The organism is Ancylobacter dichloromethanicus (assembly GCF_018390645.1).
In the GTDB taxonomy this organism is placed as follows: domain Bacteria; phylum Pseudomonadota; class Alphaproteobacteria; order Rhizobiales; family Xanthobacteraceae; genus Ancylobacter; species Ancylobacter dichloromethanicus.
This window is the reverse complement of record NZ_JAHBGC010000038.1, coordinates 180984-201481: the sequence shown is the minus strand read 5'-3', so window position 1 is coordinate 201481 and position 20498 is coordinate 180984. Positions and strand designations below refer to the sequence as shown.

Sequence of the window (20498 nt, the reverse complement as noted above, 5' to 3'; positions counted from 1 at the left end):
TCCCCAACGTCAAACACCCGGGTCTCCCCAACCACTGGTTCTGGAGATCCATCATGTCGACCAAAAATCCGAACGGCACCGGCACCAGCCGCCCCGACGCCCTCGGCGCCCTCGGCGTCGCCACCGGCCCGATTCCCGGCTCGCGGCGAATCTATGCCGAATGCCCGGCGCGCGGCTTTCGCGTGCCGTTCCGCGAGATCCTGCTGCACCCTTCGGCCAACGAGCCCAACCTCGCCGTCTATGACGCCTCCGGCCCCTATACCGACGCCGATGCGGTGATCGACATCGCAGCCGGCCTCGCGCGCCCGCGCGACGCCTGGGTGCGTGCGCGCGCAGATGTAGAGCACTATGCCGGGCGGCTCGTGAAGCCGGAGGACAATGGCAACGTCCCCGCCGACAAGCTCGTCTCACCCTTCCCGCTGCGCCGCCAGCCGCTGCGGGCAAAATCCGGTGCCGTCACCCAGATGGCCTATGCCCGCGCCGGCATCGTCACCGCCGAGATGGAATATGTCGCGCTGCGCGAGAACGGCCTGCGTGAGCGCATCCGCGACATCATCCGCGACGGCGAGGATTTCGGCGCCGCCATTCCCGACGTGGTGACGCCGGAATTCGTGCGCGACGAGGTGGCGCGCGGGCGGGCGGTCATCCCCGCCAACATCAACCATGGCGAACTGGAGCCGATGGCCATCGGCCGCAACTTCCTGGTCAAGATCAACGCCAATATCGGCAACTCCGCCGTCACCTCCTCGGTGGCGGACGAGGTGGACAAGATGGTGTGGGCGATACGCTGGGGCGCCGACACGGTGATGGACCTCTCCACTGGCCGCAATATCCACAACATCCGCGACTGGATCGTGCGTAACGCGCCGGTACCCATCGGCACCGTGCCGATCTATCAGGCGCTGGAGAAGGTCGGCGGCATCGCCGAGGACCTCAGCTGGGAGGTGTTCCGCGACACGCTGGTCGAGCAGGCCGAGCAGGGCGTCGACTATTTCACCATCCATGCCGGCGTGCGCCTGCCCTATGTGCCGCTGACCGCGAACCGGGTCACCGGCATCGTCTCGCGCGGCGGCTCGATCATGGCCAAATGGTGCCTCGCCCATCACCGCGAGAGCTTCCTCTATGAGCGATTCGCCGAGATCTGCGAGATCATGCGCGCCTATGACGTCACCTTCTCGCTCGGCGACGGGCTGCGCCCCGGCTCGATCGCCGATGCCAATGATGCCGCCCAGTTCGCCGAGCTGGAGACGCTGGGCGAGCTGACGCAGATCGCCTGGGCCCATGACTGCCAGGTGATGATCGAGGGCCCCGGCCATGTGCCGATGCACAAGATCAAGGCCAACATGGACAAGCAACTCGCCACCTGCGGCGAGGCGCCGTTCTACACGCTCGGGCCGCTGACCACCGACATCGCCCCCGGCTACGACCACATCACCAGCGCCATCGGGGCGGCGATGATCGGCTGGTTCGGCACCGCCATGCTCTGCTACGTCACGCCGAAGGAGCATCTCGGCCTGCCCAACCGCGACGACGTGAAGACCGGCGTCATCACCTACAAGATCGCCGCCCACGCCGCCGACCTCGCCAAGGGCCACCCGCTGGCGCGGGCCTGGGACGACGCGCTCTCGCGGGCGCGCTTCGAGTTCCGCTGGCAGGACCAGTTCAGCCTCGCCCTCGATCCCGACACCGCCATGGCCTTCCATGACGAGACGTTGCCGAAGGAGGCGCACAAGCTGGCGCATTTCTGCTCCATGTGCGGGCCGAAATTCTGCTCGATGAAGATCAGTCATGAAATTCGCGACACCGCCCGGCAAGCCGAGGCGGACGTCGAGGCCGCGCGCGGCATGGAAGACATGGCGGAGCGATTCCGGGCCGGCGGCGGGCAGATCTATCGCGACGCGACAGCGGCGGAGTAGGTTTTTGCGCGCGGCCGGGCTCCTCCGGCCGCGCGCGCCCTGGAGTGCCTGCATGCCTTCATCGTCCACCGTCCGCCCCACCGTCGCCGTCCTCGCCCTCGTCGAGCGCGAAGGCTCCGTGCTGCTCGTGCGCCGCGCCAACCCGCCGGACCAGGGCCTGTGGGGCTTCCCCGGTGGCCGGGTGGAGCCGGGCGAGACGCATCTTGAGGCCGCGCTGCGCGAGCTCAGCGAGGAAACCGGCCTCCTCGCCGACGCGCCGCGCCTGCTCACCGTGCTCGACTTCATCGAGCATGATGATTCGGGCGCCCTCGCCCATCATTTCGCGATGATCGCGGTGCTGTGCCGCTGGCAGTCCGGCGAGCCGGTGGCGGCGGACGACGCGCTGGAGGCGCGCTGGTTCGGGCGCGCTGAACTGGCGGCCCTCGGCCGGCACGCCAGCCAGAAGGTCGAGCATCTCGCCGAACTCGCGCTGGCCGCTTCGCCGCAAGCCGAGTGAGCGGCGGAGCGGACCAGTCACTCCGGCCCGGCCACGAAAAAGGGGCCCCGCGGGGCCCCTAGTCGAGAAGGAACGTTGTCAGCTCCGTCCGGCGGCCGCGCGGGCCGCCGATCGGGTCAGGCATGCGCCGAAGCGGTGGTCGGTTTTTCCGCCGATGGCGTCGCGAGCGTGGACCGCGCCACATGCGCCTTGAGCGTGCGCGGCAGCAGCGTGACCGCCAGGAACGCGGCGAACAGGTCCATGCCGGCGACCGTATAGAGCACGGTCGACCAGGTTCCGGTGGCTTCCATCAGCAGGTTGCCGACCGGCACGAACAGCGCGCCGATGCCCTTGGCGGTGTAGAGCACGCCGTAGATCTTGCCGATGTGCTTGGTGCCGAAGGCATCGCCCGCCAGCGCCGAGAACAGCGAGTAGACCTCGCCCCAGGCCAGGAAGACCACGCCCGAGAGGATGAGGAACGCCCACGGATTGTGGCCGAAGGCGCCGAGCGCGATGATGCCGAGGCCTTCGAGCGTGAAGGCGATGACCATCGTCTTCTCGCGGCCGATATGGTCCGAGATCCAGCCGAACAGCGGCCGCGAGATGCCGTTCATGACGCGGTCGAGCATCAGCGCGAGCGGCAGGGCGGCCATCACGAAGAAGTACAGGTCGACCTGGAACTCCTTCACGCCGAGATCCTGCGCGATGACGCCGAGCTGGGCCACCGCCATCATGCCGCCGGTGACGACGCAGATGAACATCAGGAACATCAGCCAGAACAGCTTGGTGCCCAGGGCTTCCGTCAGTGTGTAGTCGCGGCGGCTCTGGTTGAGCTTGTTGGACGCCTTGACCTCGCCGACCTTCGGCGAGCGCAGGAACCACGCGGCGACGAAGGCAAGGCTGCCCTGAAGCAGGCCGAAGAAGAAGAAGGTCTCCTGGAAGCCGGCCGAATCGATCATCGCCGCGATCGGCAGGATGGTGGCGGCCGAACCCGCGCCATAGCCGCCCGCCGTGAGGCCGACGGCGAGGCCGCGGCGATCCGGGAACCACTTCAGCGCGTTGTTGATGCAGGTCGCGTAGATCGAGCCCACGCCGATGCCGCCAATGGCCGCGCCGAGATAGAAGCCCATCAGGCTGGTGGCCTGCGAGTTGATCACCCAGGCCGTGCCGATGAAGACGGCGCCGAAGGCCACCATCAGGCGCGGGCCGAGCTTGTCGATGAAGTAGCCCTCGATCGGCGCGAGCCAGGTCTGCACGAGGACGAAGATGGTGAACGCGATCTGGATCGACGCGCGTTCCCAGCCGAAAGTCTCCTGAATCTCAGGAACGAACAGGGTCCAGGCGTACTGGATGTTCGCGGTGGCCACCATGCAGATGACACCGACGACAAGCTGCAGCCAGCGGCGGCCTTCCGAAAAATCCTGGCCTGGCCCGACGGCCGCCATGGTCTTGGACGTACTCAAGGGCGATCTCCTCATCCCAAATCGATTTGTGCCGCGGATCGGCTTGTTTTGTTGCGGTCGCTCCGTGCCTGAAGGCCCGGGCGCCGGCTTGTCATTGGTCGCGGGGGACGTCTGTGCCCGCCCCCGCAACGGCCGCTTCGCGGCATTTCATTCCCAAAGGTTGCGCGGTATCCGCCCCCCTTACGTTGCGTCCCGAAAGCCTCGGTGGCGCCTGACGCAGGGTTGCGGAACCGACCCGCTGAGGCCGGATCATAATCGACAATATTATGTATGCCAATTGGGATTTATGACTCATCGTTCGTTCGGTAAGCTAAAAGTCGTCGTAGACTTTTCATTTGACCTGACAATGTGCATTAAAAGATGTCATATCGTTGTCGTGCATTTTCGTTGCGTAAGTTCAAATTCAAATAGCAGATGAATAACAGGAACTCTGAGGAATGACGACTGCGGCTCATCATGCCGAACAACCGGGAGGTCGGGTCGAAAGCGGCGGGAACAGCCGGGACCTCGGCGCAAACACGGTGCGTTTACAATTTTAATGCTGAGAAAGTGAGCGCAGGCGACCGAGCCGCGGCGGCCACCTGACACCTCCCGCGGGATCGGCAGGTTCGAACACACCCCGCCAAGGGGCCCGGCTCAAAGAAAAAGGGCCCGTCCGAGGACGGGCCCTGAAAGAGCGACGCGGAGAAAGGCGGGCGCGCCCTACTCGGCCGCCACCGTCTTCGCCGCCGCCGCCCGCGCCACGGCACGGCGGCCATGGGCGGAGGCCAGCGGCTTCAGCACCACCAGCGCCATCACGGCGGCGACGATGTTGAGCGCGGCGGCGGCGATGAACACCGCGTGCCAGCTTCCGGTCACGGTGGTGAGGATGCTGGTGAACGGCACGATCAGCGCCGCCGTGCCCTTGGCGGTGTAGAGCAGGCCCGCATTGGTGGTGGCGAACCGGGTGCCGAAGGCATCGCCGCACATCGCCGGGAACAGCGAGTAGATCTCGCCCCAGGCGAAGAAGACGAGGCCGGTGAGGATCACGAACATCACCGGATTGTGGCCGAGGACGCTGAGCGCGTAAATGCCGACGCCCTCGATGGCGAAGGCGATGAACATGGTGTTCTCGCGGCCGATCTGGTCCGACACCCAGCCGAAGAACGGACGGGTCAGCCCATTCAGCACGCGGTCGATCGCGGCCGCGAAGGTCAGCGCCGGCAGGGTGATGCCGATCAGGCTCACCGGGACGTCGGCGATGCCGAAATCCTTGGCGATCGGGCCGAGCTGCGCGGTCGCCATCAGGCCGCCGGCGGCCATCATGACGAACATCGCATACATGACCCAGAACAGCGGCGTGGAGAGCATCTCCTTCGGCGCGAAGTCACGCGCCGACTGGGCGACCTTGTGCACGGCCTTGGCGGCGAAAGCGGCGATCTGCTCCTTCTTGGGAGCGACCAGGAACAGGCCGAACAGGAAGATGATCACGCCCTGGCCGACGCCGAAATAGAAGAACGCGGCCTCATAGCCCTGATTCTTGATCATGTTCTGAATCGGGATGACGGTCAGCGCCGAGCCGGCGCCGAAGCCGGCAGCGGTGATGCCGGCGGCAAGGCCGCGACGGTCCGGGAACCATTTGAGCGAATTGCCGACGCAGGTGCCGTACACCGCGCCGGCGCCGACACCGCCGAGGGCCGCGCCGACATAAAGCAGGGTCAGCGTGTCGGCGTGGGAATTGATCACCCAGGCCAGGCCGCACAGCAGGCCGCCGAACAGCACCACGACGCGCGGGCCGTATTTGTCGACGAACCACCCCTCGACCGGCACCAGCCAGGTCTCGGTGACGATGAAGATGGAGAACGCCACCTGGATCGCCGCGCGATCCCAGCCATGGGCTTCCTGCATCGGATTGACGAAGAAGGTCCAGCCATACTGCATGTTCGCGATCATGCACATGCAGATCACGCCGAACACGAGCTGAAGCCAGCGCTTATTGTTGACAGATGACGTAGCGTCAGTGGTCATGATGGTCCTCGAACGTTTCCCAACGTAAAGAGAGCTGAAATTTTCTGTTCTTGTTTTTGAATGCGCGTCGATCGGCCGGATTTCGACCCGTGCCCGATCGGCCATTCCCGTCATCATACTGGCATTTTTCGGTTATGCAAAATTTTGCATACCAAAAACATCTAGATGTAACAGAAATATTGCTTCCCTAACGGCATATTCCCATAGGGAATACTGTCACTTTATTACCTAGCGTCAGCCTTGCCCCGGAACGGCCACAAAGCGCCGCGCGCCGCCGGGCCGCAAGGCCGGAGGAAAAGGGGCAACCGAAACGCGGCGGGGGAAACGGGAGACGAGGAGGAAGCCGGGCACGGCACGCCATGCGCGGCCGCCGGCTCCGTACCTGCGCCGCATGGACATTCTGTATGTGTTATACGATGCTGAACCGCCCTGTTCCCCAAAGAGAATCGCCAAGGTTCGCGGGAGCGGCGCGCAATGGCCCGACCGAACGGGCGCCCTGCAGGAAAACTGCAGCGGCAAACAACAAGAACAAGACCTTCAGCAACTGACGAGGAAGCCGCCCGTGGAAAGCGCCGATACCCAGACCAGACTGAACATCGCCCCTCTCGCCGCCAATACCAGCCTTCGAACCCTGGCCTATGACGCCATCAAGAAGGCGATCACCGAGATGGACATGTACGGGCAGGACGGCGAGATCCGGCTCGACGAGCGTCAGTTGTCCCACGATCTCGGGGTCAGCCGCACCCCGATCCGTGAGGCCCTGACCGTTCTCGAACAGGAAGGCTTCGTGCGCTCGGTGCCGCGCCGCGGCATCTTCGTGGTGCGTAAGTCCAAGCGCGAGATCATCGAGATGATCATCGTCTGGGCGGCGCTGGAGAGCATGGCCGCCCGCCTGGCGGCGAGCCGCGCCAGCGACCGCGATCTCGCCGAACTGCGCGAGATGTTCCACGGCTTCGAGGGCGAGGCGCCCGCCGAGCACATGAACGAGTACTCGAACGCCAATATCCGCTTCCACCAGACCATCATCCGGCTCGGCGGCTGCGAGATGATCGAGCAGGTGACGGAAAACCTGTTCATCCACATTCGCGGCATAAGGGCGGTCTCGGTGCGGCAGGAAAACCGCTCCGAGCGCTCGCTGCAGGAGCACCGCGCCATCATCGCCGCGCTGGTCGCGCGCGACGCCGATCTGGCCGAGCGGCTGGTGCGCGAGCACACGCTGGGCCTCGCCGCCCATGTCGAGAAGCACGGCAAGTTTCCCTCCTGACCGCGCCCCTGCGCGGCTTGCCGGAGCGCGTGGAGGCGCATCGCATCGCCCCGCCGCTCACGGGCCGTCGCTATTCTCCGGGCCCACAGCCACCCTCGGCCGTGGGCCTTTTCCGTTGCGCGCACCGGCGCTTACGGGAAGGCGACAAGGCGCGCGCGGCGCCACCAGCGAACTTTTGGCTGCATGTTGCAGCAAAGTGTTCAGACACTCTCGCCAGTCGCCCTCACCCGTGGTATATTGCATACGCAAGTGCGCTCCGGCCATCTTACGTTAGGTCAGAATGGACGCGAGAAAGCGCGCTGCGGGGAGAGGAAGAGGAGCCGGAGGCTGCCCCGAGACGGGGACAAGCGAATTGACATGTTGGTATTTGGTATGCCAATTTTTCGGAAATCCCCGGCGGATTTTCCGCAGAGGACGTTTCCGTGAGCAGCAAGGAAGTTGTGAGCAAGCGCTGGCAAAGCGGTGAGAATGGCCTGACCATCGAACGCCTGCCGGCCAAGGAGAGCTTCAAGAGCAAGGCTTACGCCGCCCTCAAGGAAGCCATCACGCACATGAACATCTACGGCTCAAGCGAGCCGATGCTGCTCGACGAGCGCGATATTTCCGAGCGTCTCGGCGCAAGCCGGACGCCCATCCGCGAGGCGGTCGCGATGCTGGAGCAGGAAGGCCTGCTCCGCGCCGTGCCCCGGCGTGGCATTATGGTGGTTCGCCGCTCCAAGGCCGAGATCGTCGAGATGATCGAGGCCTGGGCGGCGCTTGAAAGCATGGCGGCCCGCCTTGCCACGCAGCGCGCAAGCGACGAGGCGATCGCCGAGCTGAGGACTTTGTTCAAGAAGTTCGATCTGTCGCGGATCGAGCGTGACCGGTGCGACGAATATTCGAGTGCGAATATCGCGTTTCACCAGGCGCTGATCCGGCTGAGCGGCTCTTCGCTGCTCGCGGCGATGACGGAAAACCTGTTCTTCCATGTACGGGCCATCCGCCACCGCACGATCTTCGAGATGGACCGGGCGCAGCGTTCGGCGTCCGACCATCTGGAGATCATCGTTGCCCTCGAGGCGCGGGACGCGGACCGCGCCGAGCGTCTGGTCAGAGACCACACGCTCCGGCTCGCCGAGCATGTCGAGAACCACGTAGACCTAGATTAGGGCGGCAAGAACCCGCCGAAGGACGTTTGGGAGGGAATACGGGATGTCCGCAGTCGCACAGGTTATGGACGTGAATGCCGCCACCGAGACCGAACAGGAGCTCACTGACGGCTTCCACCTGGTCATCGATGCGCTCAAACTGAACGATATCGACACCATTTACGGCGTTCCCGGGATCCCGATCACGGATCTGGGCCGCATGGCGCAGGCCGAAGGCATCCGCGTCGTCTCGTTCCGCCACGAGCAGAACGCGGGCAACGCCGCCGCCATCGCCGGCTTTCTGACCAAGAAGCCGGGCGTGTGCCTCACCGTCTCGGCGCCGGGCTTCCTCAACGGCCTCACCGCCCTGGCGAACGCCACCACCAACTGCTTCCCCATGATCCTCATCTCCGGCTCGTCCGAGCGCGAGATCGTCGACCTCCAGCAGGGCGACTATGAGGAGATGGACCAGCTCGCCATCGCCAAGCCGCTCTGCAAGGCGGCGTTCCGCGTGCTGCACGCGGCCGATATCGGCATCGGCGTCGCCCGCGCCATCCGCGCGGCGGTTTCCGGCCGTCCCGGCGGCGTCTATCTCGACCTGCCGGCCAAGCTGTTCTCGCAGGTGATGGAAGCCGATGCCGGCGCCAAGTCGCTGGTCAAGGTGATCGACGCCGCCCCGGCGCAGCTCCCCTCCCCGGCCGCCGTCACCCGCGCGCTCGACGTGCTGAAGTCGGCCAAGAAGCCGCTGATCATCCTCGGCAAGGGCGCCGCCTACGCGCAGGCCGACGAGGAAATCCGCTCCTTCATCGAGACCTCCGGCATCCCCTTCCTGCCGATGTCGATGGCCAAGGGCCTGCTGCCCGACACCCATCCGCTCTCGGCCGGCGCCGCCCGCTCGACGGTGCTGAAGGACTCGGATGTCGTCCTGCTCGTCGGCGCCCGCCTCAACTGGCTGCTGTCGCACGGCAAGGGCAAGACCTGGGGTGACGCTCCGAAGAAGTTCATCCAGGTCGACATCGAGCCCAAGGAAATGGACTCGAACGTCGAGATCGCGGCGCCGCTGGTCGGCGACATCGGTTCGGTGATCGAGGCCCTGAACGAGGGTATCAAGACCGGCTGGACCCCGCCCTCGCAGGAGTGGATCGGCGCGATCAACGCCCGCAAGGAAGTCAACATCGGCAAGATGTCCCAGCGGCTGCTGAAGAACTCCACGCCGATGGACTTCCACTCGGCGCTCGGCGCGCTCAAGCAGGTCATCAAGGAGCGTCCGGACGCGATCCTCGTCAATGAGGGCGCCAACACGCTCGACCTCGCCCGCGGCGTGATCGACATGTACCAGCCGCGCAAGCGCCTGGACGTCGGCACCTGGGGCGTGATGGGCATCGGCATGGGCTTCGCCGTCGGCGCCGCCGTGGAGACCGGCAAGCCGGTGCTGGCGGTCGAGGGCGACTCGGCGTTCGGCTTCTCCGGCATGGAGGTGGAGACCATCTGCCGCTACAACCTGCCGGTCTGCGTCGTCATCTTCAACAATAACGGCATCTATCGCGGCACCGACTCCGACCCGACGGGTCGCGACCCCGGCACCACGGTGTTCGTGCCCGGTTCGCGCTACGACAAGATGATGGAAGCCTTTGGCGGCGTCGGCTACCACGTCACCACCCCGGACGAGCTCAAGCGCGCCGTGGACGAGGCGATGGATAGCGGCAAGCCGACCCTCATCAACGCGGTGATCGATCCGGCGGCCGGCAGCGAGAGCGGCAACATCGGCAGCCTGAACCCGCAGAGCGTCGTGAAGAAGAAGTAAGTCGAACCGAGACGGGCGGGGACCCCACCCCGCCCGTCTCATTCCCGTGTCAACGAACATAACGGCGTAAAAACGCCGAACAAAAAACCTCGAGAGGAACCCCATGGGCAAGGCATTGGACGGCGTTCGCGTCCTCGATTTCACCCATGTTCAGTCCGGCCCCACCTGCACGCAGCTTCTCGCGTGGTTCGGGGCCGATGTGATCAAGGTAGAGCGTCCCGGCGAAGGCGACGTGACCCGCGCCCAATTGCGCGACGTCCCCAACGCGGACAGCCTCTACTTCACCATGCTGAACTCCAACAAGCGCTCCATCACGCTCGACACCAAGAACCCCGAGGGCAAGAAGGTGCTCGAGGAACTGGTGAAGATCTGCGACGTGATGGTGGAGAATTTCGCTCCCGGCGCGCTCGATCGCATGGGCTTCTCCTGGGAGCGCATCCAGGAACTCAACCCCCGCATCATCCTCGCTTCCGTGAAGGGCTTCGGCCCCGGCCCGTTCGAGGACTGCAAGGTCTATGAGAACGTCGCCCAGTGCACCGGCGGCTCGGCCTCGACCACCGGCTTCCGCGACGGACTTCCTCTCGTCACCGCCGCCCAGATCGGCGATTCCGGCACCGGCCTGCACCTCGCGCTCGGCATCGTCACCGCGCTCTACCAGCGCACGCTGACCGGCCGTGGCCAGAAGGTGCTGTGCGCCATGCAGGATGCGGTGCTGAACTTCTGCCGCGTGAAGATGCGCGACCAGCAGCGCCTGGAGCGCGGCCCGCTGCGCGAATACAGCCAGTTCGGCGAGGGCCTGCCCTTCGGCGATTCGGTGCCCCGCGCCGGCAATGATTCCGGTGGCGGCCAGCCGGGCCGCATCCTCAAGTGCAAGGGCTGGGAGACCGATCCCAACGCCTACATCTATTTCATCACCCAGGCCCCGGTCTGGGCGAAGATCTGCGACGTCATCGGCGAGCCGGACTGGAAGACCGATCCGAACTACGCCACGCCGGCGGCGCGCCTGCCGCACCTCAACGAGATCTTCCACCGTGTCGAATCGTGGACCATGGCCCACACCAAGTTCGAGGCGATGGAAATCCTCAACGAGGTCGACATTCCCTGCGGCCCGGTGCTCTCGATGAAGGAGATCGCCGAGGACCAGTCGCTCTACGCGACCGGCACGCTGGTCGAGATCGATCACCCCACGCGCGGCAAATACCTGACCGTCGGCAACCCGATCAAGCTGTCGGACAACGACGTCGAGGTCGAGCGTTCGCCGCTGCTGGGCGAGCACACCGAGGAAATCCTCGCGCAGGTGCTGCGGCTCAGTGGCGACGAGATCGCCCGCATCAAGGCCTCCGGCGCGGTCGGGGAACCGGTGCGGCTGGCGGCCGAGTGAGCCTGTCCGCGTGACGGCAGCCGCCCCGGGCGGCGCGACGAATTGGCGGTCGGCGCGTGCGCCGGCCGTGAGTGGCAGGCCTCCCGGCGGCGGGAGCAGAAGTGCGGGCGCACTCCCTCGCGGCGGCGCGCCCTTCAACGAGACGAGCGGGGCGCCAGGCGGAAATCGTCATGGCGCCACGCGAGGAGCGGTCTACCGGGCGGAGCGCGCGACCGCGCCGACGCCCGGTGGATTGTAAGACCAGGGTGGACGAACAAAATCGTGAGTCGTTCCGAAGTCGATCACCCCCTGGGAGATGTCTGCCGATCCTGTTCGGGAATCGGGGGCATGGGGAGAAGTATGATGTCCATCCAAGAGGGATGGGGATCTCATTCCGGCGGCAGGGTGAGCCTCCGTCGGACTGTTAACGGAAAAAGGGAAGTCGACTACAATGTCTAAGCCCCTCGAAGGTATTAAGATCATCGATTTCACGCACGTCCAGGCCGGTCCGGCCTGCACGCAGCTTCTTGCCTGGTTCGGCGCCGACGTGATCAAGGTCGAGCGCCCCGGTTCGGGCGACGTCACGCGCTCGCAGCTGCGTCATGTCAAGGACGCCGACGCGCTGTACTTCACCATGCTGAACTCCAACAAGCGTTCGCTGACGCTCGACACCAAGACGGCGCAGGGCAAGGAAGTCCTGACCAAGCTGATCAAGGAATCGGACGTGATGGTCGAGAATTTCGGCCCCGGCGCGCTCGACCGCATGGGCTTCACCTGGGAGCACATCCAGTCGCTCAACCCGGGCATGGTTCTCGCCTCGGTGAAGGGCTTCTCGGAAGGCCACGCCTATGAGGACCTGAAGGTCTACGAGAACGTCGCGCAGTGCGCGGGCGGCGCCGCCTCCACCACCGGCTTCTGGGATGGCCCCCCCACCGTGTCCGCCGCCGCTCTCGGCGACAGCAACACCGGCATGCACCTCGCCATCGGCATCCTCACCGCGCTGCACCAGAAGACGAAGACCGGCAAGGGCCAGAAGGTCGCCGTGTCGATGCAGGATTCGGTGCTCAACCTCTGCCGCGTCAAGCTGCGCGACCAGCAGCGCCTCGACGCGCTGGGCTATCTCGAAGAGTACCCCCAGTACCCCCATGGCGAGTTCTCCGACGTGGTGCCGCGCGGCGGCAATGCGGGCGGCGGCGGCCAGCCGGGCTGGGTGCTGAAGTGCAAGGGCTGGGAGACCGACCCGAACGCCTATATCTACTTCACCATCCAGGGCCACGCCTGGGCGCCGATCTGCAAGGCGCTGGGCAAGCCGGAATGGATCGACGACGCGGCTTACAACACCGCCGAAGCGCGCCAGGACAAGATCTTCGACATCTTCGCCTTCATCGAGTCCTGGCTCGCCGACAAGACGAAGTTCGAGGCCATCGACATCCTGCGCAAGTTCGACATCCCCTGCGCCCCGGTGCTGTCGATGAAGGAAATCGCCAACGACCCGTCGCTGCGCAAGAGCGGCACCGTGGTCGAGGTCGATCACCCCAAGCTCGGCAAGTACCTGACCGTCGGCTCGCCGATCAAGTTCTCCGACGTCGAGGTCGAGGTCACCGCCTCGCCGCTGCTCGGCCAGCACACCAACGAAGTGCTCGCCCAGCTCGGCTACTCGCAGGAAGAAATCGCTGCGATGCACGACGCCAAGGCGGTCTGACCGTCTTGAACTCTCGCGGAGCGGCGCCCGGCGCCGCTCCGCCCGCGAACCCTGCGGGAAACGATCGGCATTTCTCTCGAAGCTGCGCGGCAATGTGGCGGAGTGGAATAGCCAACGAGCCTCCCGGAGCAGGACGAAGGGTTCACCCGACGTTCGGTTCCTCCTAGGCGACTGGTGCCGGCGCTCACCGCGCCGGCATTTTTTTGTCTCGCGGAATAGCCGTCAGGGACGCCGAAGCGGCCCCCTCACCGCCCCGAATACTGCGTCGTCAGCCGCCGCGCCGCCTCGCGCACGCGGGCGCCGAGATCGGCGATGCGCTCGGGCGGCATGCGCACGGTCGGCGCGGAAATGGAGATCGCCCCCACCGGCTCGCGCCATTCGTCGAGCACCGCCGCCGCCACGCAGCGCATGCCCGGCGTGTGCTCCTCATCGTCGATGGAAAAGCCGCGTTCGGCAATTTCGGCCAGGTCCGCCTGCAGGGCCCGCCGGCTGACATGGGTGTGCTCGGTGAAGCGCAGGAGCTGGTCGCCGCCCAGCCAGGCGCGCCGCGCCTCCGGGTTCATGGCCGAGAGAATGGCCTTGCCCCCGCCCGAGGCGTGGATCGGCAGGTCGCCGCCGATGCGGAAGAAGGCGCGCACCGCGGCGTGGCTTTCCACCTGCGCCACGCAGACCAGATGCGGCCCCTCGATCAGCGACAGGTTCACCGTCTCGTTGACCCCGTGCGACAGCTCGCGCAGCAGCGAACGGGCGATTTCCGGCAGCTTGCGGATGCGCAGATAGGCCGATCCGACGCGGAACAGGCCGATGCCGACCATCCACAGGCCGGTGGCCGGGTCGTGGCCGACAAGGCCGCGCCGCTCCAGCGTGGTGAGCAAGCGGTGCACGGTGGAGGTCGGCAGTTCGGCGGCACGGGCGACCTCGCTCAGCGTCAGCCCGTCCGCGAGCGCCAGCACCTCCAGCAGCGCGATGGCGCGGTCGAGCGACTGCACCTCGCCGCCGCCCTCGGTGCCGGTGGCGGAAGACGGGCGGCCACGGCGGCGCACGGTCGGGACGGCCTGGTTCATCGGAAAACTCACCTCCGCATGCGGGCGGCAGCTCGCGCCCCCGACCGCCTCTTCGCCTGCCGCCAATCCTACGCCATCGGCGGGCCATGGCGCTTGCCTAGCATAAAGGCGCATCCGTCATTTTTTCGCAAACCAGAAATATATCCCGTATTGCGGAAATGATGGTGACGTGGCATGTTTTCCGCGATTTCGGAAATTCATTCCGCAGTGCGGAAAGAATGATGCCGCTACGCAGCATGTGCCCGGTTCGCGAAACCGCCGCCCGCCGTTGCGCAGGGCCACCGGAAGTCGAGTTTTGAACAGGTCGGAAAGGCCGGTGCCGGGCGCCGCCAGCCCCATGAGGGGCCAGCCCCCGCCGGCGCAAACGACGCCAGGAGGAAGTGCCATGGCCAAGATGCGTGCCGTCGATGCCGCGATCCGGATTCTTGCGATGGAAGGCGTCAACACCGCCTTCGGCGTGCCCGGTGCCGCGATCAATCCGCTCTATTCCGCGATGCGCGCCTACGGGCAGACGCGCCACATCCTGGCGCGCCACGTCGAGGCCGCCTCGCACATGGCCGAGGGCTACACCCGCGCCAAGGCCGGCAATATCGGCGTGTGCATCGGCACCTCCGGCCCGGCCGGCACCGACATGATCACCGGCCTCTATTCCGCCGCCGCCGATTCGATCCCGATCCTGTGCATCACCGGCCAGGCGCCGCGCGCGCGGCTCTACAAGGAAGACTTCCAGGCGGTGGACATCGAATCCATCGCCAAGCCGGTCGCCAAATGGGCGGTCATGGTGCGCGAGCCGGCGCTGGTGCCGATGGTGTTCCAGCAGGCGTTCCACGTCATGCGCTCGGGTCGCCCCGGCCCGGTGCTGATCGATCTGCCGATCGACGTGCAACTGGCCGAGATCGAGTTCGACGAGGAGACCTATTCCCCGCTCGACGTCTACAAGCCCAAGGCCACGCGCAAGCAGGCCGAGAAGGCGCTCGCCATGCTGAACGCGGCCGAGCGGCCACTCATCGTCTCGGGCGGCGGCATCATCAACGCCGACGCCTCCGACAAGCTGGTGGAGTTCGCCGAGTTGACCGGCGTGCCGGTCATCCCGACCCTGATGGGCTGGGGCACCATTCCCGACGATCACGACCTGATGGCCGGCATGTGCGGGCTCCAGACCTCGCACCGCTACGGCAACGCCAACATGCTGGCCTCGGACTTCGTGTTCGGCATCGGCAATCGGTGGGCCAACCGGCACACCGGCTCGGTCGAGGTCTACACCAAGGGCCGCACCTTCATTCACGTCGACATCGAGCCGACCCAGATCGGCCGCGTCTTCGGCCCCGATCTCGGCATCGTCTCCGATGCCGGCGCGGCGCTCGACCTCTTCATCGAGGTGGCCAGGGAATACAAGGCCGCCGGCAAGCTGAAGGACCGCTCGGCCTGGGCCGGCGAATGCCTCGACCGCAAGAAGACCATGCTGCGCAAGACGCATTTCGATAATGTGCCGCTCAAGCCGCAGCGCGTCTATGAGGAGATGAACGAGGCGTTCGGCCGCGACACCCGCTACGTCTCGACCATCGGCCTCAGCCAGATCGCCGGCGCGCAGATGCTGCACGTCTACAAGCCGCGCAACTGGATCAATTGCGGCCAGGCCGGCCCGCTCGGCTGGACCCTGCCGGCGGCGCTCGGCGTGCGCGCGGCCGATCCGGACGCGGAGATCGTGGCGCTTTCGGGCGACTACGACTTCCAGTTCCTCATCGAGGAACTGGCGGTGGGCGCCCAGCACAAGCTGCCCTATCTCCACGTCGTCGTGAACAACTCCTATCTCGGGCTGATCCGCCAGGCGCAGCGCGGCTTCAACATGGACTTCGAGGTCTCGCTCGCCTTCGACAACATCAACGCCGAGGAAAATGCCGGCTATGGCGTCGACCACGTCGCGGTCGCCGAAGGGCTGGGCTGCAAGGCGGTCCGCGTCTCCTCGCCGAACGAGTTCAAGGACGCCTTCGTCAAGGCCAAGGCGCTGATGAAGGAGCACCAGGTGCCGGTGGTGATGGAGTTCATCCTCGAGCGCGTGACCAACATCGCCATGGGCACCGAGATCGACGCGGTCAACGAGTTCGAGGAAGTGCTCGACCTGCCGCTCGAAGGCGCCCCCAAGGCCTGATTGCACAGGGCGCCGGGCGGATCATCCGCGCGCGCCCCGTCCCCCTTTCGGCGGGAGCCTCGCGCTTCCGCCGCGCGCGCTTTCATGCCATCGACAGCAAGTGCGCCCATACAGCCAAGGCACGCCGCCGGTGGCGGGTGCCGATGCCCCAGACCAATTTTCCCTGCCCAGGAGCGGTCCATGCCCCGTTTTGCCGCCAATCTCACCATGCTGTTCAACGAGGTGCCCTTCCTCGACCGGTTCGAGAAGGCCGCCGCCGCCGGTTTCACCGGCGTCGAATACCTCTTCCCCTACGACTTTCCGGTCGAGGAACTGGTCGCCCGGCTGAAGGCCAACAACCTCAAGCAGGTGCTGCACAATCTGCCCGCCGGCAATTGGGGCGGCGGCGAGCGCGGCATCGCGATCTTCCCCGACCGCGTCGACGAGTTCCGCGCCGGCGTCGACAAGGCGATCGACTACGCCACCGCGCTGGGCTGCCCGCAGGTCAACATCCTCGCCGGCATCGTGCCCGCCGGCGCCGATCGCGAAGTGCTGCACAACACCTTCGTCAACAACCTGAAGTTCGCCGCGCCGAAGATCAAGGAAGCCGGCCTCAAGCTGCTGATCGAGCCGATCAACACGCGCGACATTCCCGGCTTCTTCCTCAACTACACGAAGCAGGCCAAGGCGATCATCGAGGAGGTCGGTTCCGACAACCTCTTCATCCAGTACGACATCTACCACATGCAGATCATGGAGGGCGATCTCGCCCGCACCATCGAGGCGAACCTGGCCGCCATCGCGCATGTCCAGCTTGCCGACAATCCCGGCCGCAACGAGCCCGGCACCGGCGAGATCAACTACCCGTTCCTGTTCCGCCATCTCGATGCCATCGGCTACGAGGGCTGGGTGGGCTGCGAGTACAAGCCGAAGGGCGAGACCGGGGCAGGCCTCGGCTGGCTCAAGGAACTCGCCGGCGTGGCGTGAGGCCACGGCGGTCAAGAAACCGAATACGTCTGGGAAAACGAGGATAAGACGATGGCGAATGTTGGATTTGTCGGTCTCGGCATCATGGGCGCGCCCATGGCCGGTCATCTCATCGACGCCGGCCACACGCTCTATCTCTATGACGTCAGGCCGGTTCCGGCCGAACTGACGGGCAAGGGCGGCGTCGCCTGCGCCAGCGGCACGGAAGTCGCCAAGAATGCCGACATCATCATCACCATGGTGCCGGACACCCCGCATGTCGCGGCTGCCCTGTTCGGCGAGAACGGTATCGCGGCGGGCCTCTCGGCCGGCAAGATCGTCGTCGACATGTCGTCGATCGCGCCGGTCGAGACCAAGGAGTTCGCCAAGAAGATCAACGATCTCGGCTGCGACTATCTCGACGCCCCGGTGTCGGGCGGCGAGGTCGGCGCCAAGGCGGCCTCGCTCACCATCATGGTCGGCGGCCCGGAGGCGGCCTTCGAGACGGTGAAGCCGCTGTTCGAGAAGATGGGCAAGAACATCACCCTGGTCGGCGGCAATGGCGACGGCCAGACCACCAAGGTGGCGAACCAGATCATCGTCGCGCTGAACATCCTCGCCGTCGGCGAGGCGCTGCTGTTCGCCTCCAAGGCCGGCGCGGACCCGGCCAAGGTGCGTCAGGCGCTGATGGGCGGCTTCGCCAATTCGCGCATCCTGGAAGTCCATGGCGAGCGGATGATCAACCGCACCTTCAACCCCGGCTTCCGCATCGAACTGCACCAGAAGGACCTGAACCTGGCCCTGAACGGCGCGCGGCAGATGCAGATGGCGCTTCCCTCCACCGCCCTTGCGCAGCAGCTTTTCAGCACCTGCGCCGCCAATGGCGGCTCGGCCTGGGATCACTCGGCGCTGGTCAAGGCATTGGAACTGATGGCCAATCACACCGTCGCGCCGGATGCGTGACACCATCTGAATTCATAATTCAGCATGACTTTCGGGGGCGCCTTGGCGCCCCCGAACTGTTTCTGGCGAGAAAAGTAAGCATTGCTGTCCCGCTAGTGTAACGCACTGCACAACACCGTCTTTTGCGTATTCATTCAGACAATTGTTCTGGCCTATACACCGTGGACAACACGGTCCCCGCCGACGTAACTTAAGCGACACGTCGCAAACACGCCCCGCAAGGCAACGCGAAGCGGCTAAACATGCGCGACGTTTTATCACGCCCGTGCCTTCGCTCTTGACTAGGGCCTTATCGTCCCTAATCATGGCATACAAAATACCAAACAAAGTCCGGGCACCGCGGGGGTAGCCTGGACATAGGAGGGAGTCCCATGAAGGTCTGCATCTATGGTGCCGGCGCGATCGGCGGTTATGTCGGGGTTCAGCTCAAGCGGGCGGGCGTCGATGTCAGCCTGGTCGCCCGTGGCGCCCATCTCGAGGCCATGAAGAAGAACGGCCTCAAGCTGCTGATCGACGGCGAAGAGCGTGTCGAGCACATTCCCTGCTCCGACAACCCGGCCGAGCTCGGCCCGCAGGACTATGTCATCGTCGCCCTCAAGGCGCATTCGGTGCCGGGCGTGGTCGACGCCATGCAGCCGCTGCTGGGCAACGACACCGCCGTGGTCACCGCCGTCAACGGCGTGCCCTACTGGTACTACTACAAGCATGGCGACCATCTGGAGAACAAGACGCTGGAAAGCGTCGATCCCGGCGGCAAGCAGTGGGCCGGCCTGCGCCCCGAGCGCGCCATCGGCTGCATCGTCTATCCCGCCACCGAAGTGGTCGAGCCGGGCGTCATCAAGCACGTCTATGGCGACAAGTTCCCGCTGGGCGAGCCCTCGGGCGAGATCACCGAACGCGCCACCAAGCTGTCGGAGGCCTTCGCGGCCGGCGGCATGCGCGCCCCGGTGCTGCCCAACATCCGCGACGAACTGTGGCTGAAGCTGTGGGGCAATCTCTGCTTCAACCCGATCAGCGCCCTCACCCACGCCACGCTCGACGTGATCGCCTCCGATCCCGGCACCCGTGCCGTGGCCAAGGCGATGATGCTTGAGGCGCAGGAAATCGCCGTCCAGTCCGGCGTCAACTTCCGCGTCGGCGTCGAGCGCCGCATCGATGGCGCCGGCGCGGTCGGCGCGCACAAGACCTCGATGCTGCAGGATCTGGAGCGCCTGCGCGCCATGGAGATCGACGCGCTGGTGACGGTGGTCCAGGAAATGGGCCGCCTTGCCGGAATTCCCACCCCAACCCTCGACGTCGTGCTCGCCCTGGTTCGCCAGCGCGGGCAGATCGCCGGCTGCTACAACTGAGTTCGGCGACACATGGCACACTGGGTTCGTTACCAGCGCTCGGGCGCGGCCGGCTTCGGCACGCTTGAGGGCGACACCATCACCGTCCACAGCGGCGACATGTTCAATGGCGCCACCCCGACCGGAGAGCGCGTCGCGCTCTCCGAGGTCGACCTCCTCGCCCCGACGGAGCCGACCAAGATCATCGCGCTGTGGAACAACTTCCATGCCCTCGCGGCGAAGCTCAATTCGCCCGTTCCGGCCGATCCGCTCTACCTGCTGAAGGCCGGCTCCTGCCTCACCAATCCCGGCGCCACCGTGCACCGGCCGGCCTCCTATGACGGCAAGGTCGTCTATGAGGGCGAACTCGGCATCGTCATCGGCAAGAAGGCGACCGCCGTCTCCGAGGAGGAGGCCGGCGGCTACATCTTCGGCTACACCTGCGTCAACGACATCACCGCGGCCGACATCATCAACAAGGACGCCACCTTCGCCCAATGGGTGCGGGCCAAGAGCTTCGACGGCTTCGGGCCGTTCGGCCCGGTGGTGGCGACCGGTGTCGATCCCGCCAGCCTGGTCGTGCGCACCGTGCTGAACGGCGACGAGCGCCAGCGCTACCCGATCAGCGACATGGTGTTTTCCGCCCGCCAGCTGGTCAGCCGCATCTCGCACGACATGACGCTGAACCCCGGCGACGTGATCTGCTGCGGCACGTCGGTCGGCGTCGGCGTGATGAAGGCCCCGACCAACACGGTGGAAATCGTGATCGAGGGCATCGGCACGCTGAGCAACACCTTCGTGCAGTAGCGGCATAGGGTGTCTGCGTTTCGGCGCAGTAGCGTCTTGGCGCGCTAACGCCTATAGGGAAATAGGATACGCCAATCGACGGGAGGGCCTCCGGCGGCTCTCCCGACCCGCCGGTTGTGGAGGA

15 protein-coding genes are annotated in these 20498 nt (G+C 65.7%); 12 read left to right on the top strand and 3 right to left on the bottom strand.

The annotated features are described in order from the left end of the window. Positions 1 to 53: 53 nt before the first annotated feature. Together thiC and KHC23_RS17205 are read left to right on the top strand one after the other, a co-directional pair. Positions 54 to 1916: a phosphomethylpyrimidine synthase ThiC gene (gene thiC, locus KHC23_RS17210; RefSeq protein WP_246544699.1), complete on the top strand. Its 1863-nt coding sequence runs from the start codon at positions 54 to 56 to the stop codon at positions 1914 to 1916. A 52-nt stretch (positions 1917 to 1968) separates the two neighbouring features. Next, entirely contained in the window at positions 1969 to 2412 is a 444-nt protein-coding gene (locus KHC23_RS17205) for an NUDIX hydrolase (RefSeq protein WP_213374058.1), read from the top strand. Positions 2413 to 2528: 116 nt separating this feature from the next. Here KHC23_RS17205 and oxlT (KHC23_RS17200) read toward each other — a convergent pair whose 3' ends face one another. Together oxlT (KHC23_RS17200) and oxlT (KHC23_RS17195) are read right to left on the bottom strand one after the other, a co-directional pair. Continuing rightward, on the bottom strand, positions 2529 to 3836 hold the full coding sequence (gene oxlT / locus KHC23_RS17200; protein WP_213374489.1) for an oxalate/formate MFS antiporter: 1308 nt from the start codon (positions 3834 to 3836) through the stop codon (positions 2529 to 2531). A gap of 720 nt (positions 3837 to 4556) precedes the next feature. Then, the gene (oxlT, locus tag KHC23_RS17195; RefSeq protein WP_213374056.1) at positions 4557 to 5861 is read right to left on the bottom strand and encodes an oxalate/formate MFS antiporter; all 1305 of its coding nucleotides are present in this window, start codon (positions 5859 to 5861) and stop codon (positions 4557 to 4559) included. A gap of 562 nt (positions 5862 to 6423) precedes the next feature. On the opposite strand from oxlT (KHC23_RS17195), the gene KHC23_RS17190 reads away from it, so the two are divergent. From KHC23_RS17190 to frc (KHC23_RS17170), 5 genes are all read left to right on the top strand, one after another. Further along, positions 6424 to 7125: a GntR family transcriptional regulator gene (locus tag KHC23_RS17190; protein ID WP_213374054.1), complete on the top strand. Its 702-nt coding sequence runs from the start codon at positions 6424 to 6426 to the stop codon at positions 7123 to 7125. A gap of 422 nt (positions 7126 to 7547) precedes the next feature. Then, complete coding sequence (locus KHC23_RS17185) at positions 7548 to 8273, top strand: GntR family transcriptional regulator (protein WP_213374052.1); 726 nt, start codon at positions 7548 to 7550, stop codon at positions 8271 to 8273. Between the two features lie 43 nt (positions 8274 to 8316). Further along, entirely contained in the window at positions 8317 to 10056 is a 1740-nt protein-coding gene (gene oxc / locus KHC23_RS17180) for an oxalyl-CoA decarboxylase (protein ID WP_213374050.1), read from the top strand. A 103-nt stretch (positions 10057 to 10159) separates the two neighbouring features. Continuing rightward, positions 10160 to 11437, top strand: coding sequence for a formyl-CoA transferase (gene frc / locus KHC23_RS17175; protein ID WP_213374048.1), 1278 nt, complete (start codon positions 10160 to 10162; stop codon positions 11435 to 11437). A 430-nt stretch (positions 11438 to 11867) separates the two neighbouring features. Next, positions 11868 to 13118 carry a formyl-CoA transferase gene (gene frc, locus KHC23_RS17170; protein ID WP_213374046.1) on the top strand — a complete coding sequence of 417 codons (1251 nt, stop codon included), beginning with the start codon at positions 11868 to 11870 and terminating at the stop codon, positions 13116 to 13118. A gap of 245 nt (positions 13119 to 13363) precedes the next feature. On the opposite strand, the gene KHC23_RS17165 is transcribed toward frc (KHC23_RS17170), so the two are convergent. Continuing rightward, a complete protein-coding gene (locus tag KHC23_RS17165; RefSeq protein WP_213374044.1) occupies positions 13364 to 14182 on the bottom strand; it encodes an IclR family transcriptional regulator in 819 nt (272 codons plus the stop codon). A gap of 385 nt (positions 14183 to 14567) precedes the next feature. Here KHC23_RS17165 and gcl point away from each other — a divergent pair, with 385 nt between their 5' ends. The 5 genes from gcl to KHC23_RS17140 all read left to right on the top strand — a co-directional run bounded on the left by gcl (position 14568) and on the right by KHC23_RS17140 (position 20374). Then, on the top strand, positions 14568 to 16331 hold the full coding sequence (gcl, locus tag KHC23_RS17160) for a glyoxylate carboligase (protein WP_213374042.1): 1764 nt from the start codon (positions 14568 to 14570) through the stop codon (positions 16329 to 16331). A 180-nt stretch (positions 16332 to 16511) separates the two neighbouring features. After that, positions 16512 to 17297 (top strand): 2-oxo-tetronate isomerase, encoded by a 786-nt coding sequence (gene otnI, locus KHC23_RS17155; RefSeq protein ID WP_213374040.1) that lies wholly within the window; start codon positions 16512 to 16514, stop codon positions 17295 to 17297. Between the two features lie 51 nt (positions 17298 to 17348). Beyond that, entirely contained in the window at positions 17349 to 18239 is an 891-nt protein-coding gene (gene glxR, locus KHC23_RS17150; RefSeq protein ID WP_213374038.1) for a 2-hydroxy-3-oxopropionate reductase, read from the top strand. A 371-nt stretch (positions 18240 to 18610) separates the two neighbouring features. Continuing rightward, positions 18611 to 19588, top strand: a complete 978-nt coding sequence (locus tag KHC23_RS17145; RefSeq protein ID WP_213374036.1) for a 2-dehydropantoate 2-reductase — start codon at positions 18611 to 18613, stop codon at positions 19586 to 19588. Positions 19589 to 19600: 12 nt separating this feature from the next. Beyond that, positions 19601 to 20374, top strand: coding sequence for a fumarylacetoacetate hydrolase family protein (locus tag KHC23_RS17140; RefSeq protein ID WP_213374034.1), 774 nt, complete (start codon positions 19601 to 19603; stop codon positions 20372 to 20374). The last annotated feature ends 124 nt before the right edge of the window (positions 20375 to 20498 follow it).